Source organism: uncultured Oscillibacter sp., assembly GCF_910584465.1.
Taxonomy (GTDB): Bacteria; Bacillota; Clostridia; order Oscillospirales; family Oscillospiraceae; genus Oscillibacter.
Genome location: NZ_CAJUBK010000115.1, coordinates 1 through 3,816, shown reverse-complemented (window position 1 = coordinate 3,816; position 3,816 = coordinate 1). Strand labels below are relative to the sequence as shown.

Genomic DNA, 3,816 nt, shown 5'->3' with positions numbered 1-3,816 from the left:
GAACTCGCATCCCCAGCTTGGAAGGCTGGTGCCCTGACCATTGTGCTACACCTGCATAGCCCTCCCTGGAAATCGTCAGCTTCGATATCATACCATGGAACCCATCCGCTGTCAAGCGGTCTGAGAAGGTTTTTCGGCGATCTTTCGGAATTTTTCTCAGCCCAGCCCCAGGAACGCCTCCATCAGCCGCCTCCCCGGCCGCCGGTCCGCCAGCCGCTCCGGATGCCACTGCACCGCCCACACCGGCAGACGCTCGTGGTACAGGGCTTCCACCACGCCGTCCCCGGACCACTGCGCCGCCCGGAGGCCGCTGCCCAGCCGGTCCGCCGCCTGGTGGTGGGCGCTGTTGACCGGCGCCCGCTCCCCGCAGAGGGGCAGCAGCGGCGAACGGGCGGTCCTCACGCGGTGGATCCGGTCCGTCCCGTCCTCCAGGACGCCGTGGCCGGGGACGTCCTGGACCAGGGTCCCGCCGAAGAAGACGTTGACCGTCTGGAGCCCCCGGCAGACCCCCAGCACCGGCTTCCCCGCCGCGGTGAACTCCGCCAGCAGGCGCAGCTCCGCCTCGTCCCGCTCCGGCTCCAGCCCCCGGCAGGCGAGGCCCTCCTGCCCATAGCGCCAGGGCTCCAGGTCCCCGCCGCCGGGGAGCAGCAGCGCGTCCCACGCCGCCGCCCGGCCCCCGCTCTCCGCGCCGAAGACCGCCCGGCCTCCGGCGGACTCCACCCAGCGCCGGTAGTTGGCGAACCGCCCCGGCTCGCCCCAGATGTACACCGTCTTCCCCATACTGCCGCCCTCCCCGGATCCGCTTTCCCCAGCCTATGCCCGGGGACATTTTCGCGCCACCGATATTGACTTGAAATGGAGTTCGTAGTATGATTCCTTATGCGTGCGAGACGTCCGGCCTGTCCCTGCGGATCCTGCGTTCCAACAGCCCCGCGCCTCCACGGCAGAGAAAGACGAGAACACAGAATGGGGGATGTCCTGATATGAAAAAACTGCTCTCTTTGACCCTGGCGCTCCTGATGCTCCTGGCCCTGACCGCCTGCGGCGGGGGATCCGGCGGCGGCAGCGCCGCTCCTTCCGGCGGTTCCGGCACCGGCACCGGCGACGTGTACGCGGAGGACGGCTACGGCGAGGGCCGCTTGGGCGATACGATCCACTCCACCTTCATGGACTTCACCGTCAACAGCGCCTACACCACCTCCGAGTATCACGGCCACACCGCCCCGGAGGGCAAGAAGGTCCTGGTGGTGGAGCTGACCATCAAGAACACCTTCAAGGAGTCCCTCCCCATGTGGGACGACGACTTCCAGGGCCAGTGGACCGCCAGCGCGGACAGCGACGAATACGCCTGGCCCATCACCGAGGGGGAGGACGGCACCGATCTGGACACCGTGGCCGACGAGCAGCTCCCCGCCGAGTACGAGCTGGCGGTGGGCGAGTCCCGGACCGGGACCCTGGTCTTCGACGTGCCCGCCGATGAGAAGGATTTCTCCGTCTCCCATATGGAGCTGTTCGACGACGGCAGCGAGGGCGACACCTTCTTCGTGTACTTCACCGCGGAAGAGAGATGAACGCGGCGCGCCTCCCCAAACGGGGAGGCGCCGTTTTTCCTGGTTGCCATCCCCGGCCCGGCCTGGTATACTATACCCCATGGGAACAGGCCCCGGCCCCGGGGCCCAGGAAAGGAGATCGTCATATGGATCGCTGTGCTTTGGCATATCAGTATCACAAGGAGGGCTGGAACTGCGCCCAGTCCGTGGCGGGGGCCTGCGCCGATCTGGCCGGGCGGACGCCGGAGGAGGTGCTGCCCCTGCTGGGCGGCTTCGGCGGCGGCTACGGCGGGAGCCACGAGGAGGCCTGCGGCGCCGTCAGCGGCGGGGTGCTGGTCCTGGGACTGTGCTTCCCCCACGCCGACGGGACGGACCAGGCCGCCAAACGGGAGCTCTACCGCATCACGAAGGAGTTCCGCAGACGCTTCTTCGAGGTCTTCGGCTACACCCGCTGCGGCGACCTGCTCAGGGCCCGGCCCGGCGTGACGGAGAAGAACCCCGCCGCCCGGCGGCTGGGCGTCACCGCCCATTGCGACAACATGATCGTCACGGCGGTGGAGCTCCTGGAGGCGCTGGTGGAAGAGGAGCGGGCCAGGAGCTGAGGGAGCGTGAGCGCCCGTCCGGGCCGGGCGGGCGCTTTTCGTAAAAATGTGTATCCCCGGAAGATCGGGGCTTCCCTTTTCCCGGGATCTGTGCTATGATGCTTTAAAGCTGCAAATACCAAAAGCGACGGGCCTTTCGGGAGACCCGCCATTTTTTCAGCAAAGAAGAACGTATGAGGAGGAACGGTCCGATGGATGGAGGAGGAAAGAAGCGGCAGTTCAGCAACCGGTGGGGGTTCGTCCTCTCGGCGGTGGGCTCGGCGGTGGGCATGGCCAACGTGTGGGGCTTCCCCGCCAAGATGGGCAGCAACGGCGGAGGGGCCTTCCTGATCGCCTATCTGGTCTTCATCATCCTCTTCGGCACGGTGGGGCTCACCGCCGAATACGCCGTGGGCCGCCGGGCCAGGACGGGGACCCTGGGCTCCTATGAGATGGCCTGGGCCACGCGGAAGGAGGCGCTGGGGAAGCCCGGGGGCATCCTGGGCTGGCTCCCCCTGGCGGGGTCCATGTGCATCGCCCTGGGCTATGCCGTCATCATCGCTTACGTGCTCAAGGCCCTGACGGACTCCCTCACCGGCACGCTGATGACGGCGGAGCCCGCCGCCTGGTTCGACAGCTTCTCCCTGGCGGGGTATTCCGTCGTCCCCTTCCACGCCGTGGTGGTGGTGGGGACCCTGCTGACCCTCCTGCTGGGGGCCAGGAGCATCGAGAAGAGCAACAAGATCATGATGCCCCTGTTCTTCCTGATCTTCCTGGTGCTGGCGGTGCGGGTGGCCTTCCTCCCCGGCGCGGCGGAGGGCTACCGCTATATGTTCTCCCCCCGGTGGGAGGAGCTGCTCGATCCCATGGTCTGGATCTGGGCCATGGGGCAGGCGTTCTTCTCCCTGTCCATCACCGGCAGCGGCATGATCGTCTACGGGGCCTATCTGGACTCGGCGGAGGACGTGGCGGCCCTGGCGAAGCGGACGGCTTTTTTCGACACCGTCGCCGCGCTGGTGGCCGCCCTGGTGATGATCCCGGCCTGCTTCGCTTACGGGCTGGACATCGGGGCGGGGCCCTCGCTGCTGTTCGTCACCCTGCCCCGCATCCTGCAGGATATCCCCCTGGGGCGGCTGTTCGCCGTCATCCTGTATGTGGCGATGATCTTCGCCGGGGTCAGCTCCCTCCAGAACATGTTCGAGGCGGTGGGGGAGTCCCTGCTGCACCGCTTCTCCGGGCTGAGCCGGAAGGCGATGCTGGTGCTGCTGTGCGTGGTGTGCCTGGGCATCGGGGTGAACATGGAGCCGATCTTCCAGTGGGGGCCCTGGATGGACATCGTGTCCATCTACATCATCCCCATCGGAGCGACCCTGGGCGCGGTGAGCTGGTTCTGGATCATGCGCCGGGAGGACCTGATGGACGAGGTGGGCCGGGGCGCGGGGAAGGCCCCGGGAGCCGTCTGGTACAACGTGGGGCGGTATGTGTATGTCCCCTGCGCCATCATCCTGTGCCTGGTCGCGCTGGTGAAGAAAGTGGCGTTTTGATCGAACTTTGATCGAACATGGAAAGCGGCGGCGGGGGATCCCGCCGCCGTTCCAGCCTGTCGAAAAAGGAGAGGGGACGACATCGGCGGGAAGGAAGAGCGTTACGAGAGGGACCCAGGAAGGGTCCCTTTCGTTTTTGAT

General features: G+C 66.9%; 4 protein-coding genes. 3 read left to right on the top strand and 1 reads right to left on the bottom strand.

Annotated features, from left to right (window positions below; genetic code table 11):
* Positions 1 to 156 precede the first annotated feature (156 nt).
* Positions 157 to 780 (bottom strand): gamma-glutamyl-gamma-aminobutyrate hydrolase family protein, encoded by a 624-nt coding sequence (locus QZ332_RS13335; protein ID WP_295766327.1) that lies wholly within the window; start codon positions 778 to 780, stop codon positions 157 to 159.
* A gap of 203 nt (positions 781 to 983) precedes the next feature.
* Here QZ332_RS13335 and QZ332_RS13330 point away from each other — a divergent pair, with 203 nt between their 5' ends.
* The 3 genes from QZ332_RS13330 (at position 984) to QZ332_RS13320 (ending at position 3,675) form a co-directional block, all read left to right on the top strand.
* The gene (locus tag QZ332_RS13330; protein ID WP_295766325.1) at positions 984 to 1,571 is read left to right on the top strand and encodes a DUF4352 domain-containing protein; all 588 of its coding nucleotides are present in this window, start codon (positions 984 to 986) and stop codon (positions 1,569 to 1,571) included.
* Between the two features lie 140 nt (positions 1,572 to 1,711).
* A complete protein-coding gene (locus tag QZ332_RS13325; protein WP_295766323.1) occupies positions 1,712 to 2,152 on the top strand; it encodes a C-GCAxxG-C-C family protein in 441 nt (146 codons plus the stop codon).
* Positions 2,153 to 2,343: 191 nt separating this feature from the next.
* Complete coding sequence (locus tag QZ332_RS13320) at positions 2,344 to 3,675, top strand: sodium-dependent transporter (protein ID WP_295766321.1); 1,332 nt, start codon at positions 2,344 to 2,346, stop codon at positions 3,673 to 3,675.
* Positions 3,676 to 3,816 lie beyond the last annotated feature (141 nt).

What these genes read in the sequence shown, in the direction of transcription:
- QZ332_RS13335 (WP_295766327.1), bottom strand. Translation starts at nt 780, where the DNA reads ATGGGGAAGACGGTGTACATCTGGGGCGAGCCGGGGCGGTTCGCCAAC.
- QZ332_RS13330 (WP_295766325.1), top strand. Translation starts at nt 984, where the DNA reads ATGAAAAAACTGCTCTCTTTGACCCTGGCGCTCCTGATGCTCCTGGCC.
- QZ332_RS13320 (WP_295766321.1), top strand. Translation starts at nt 2,344, where the DNA reads ATGGATGGAGGAGGAAAGAAGCGGCAGTTCAGCAACCGGTGGGGGTTC.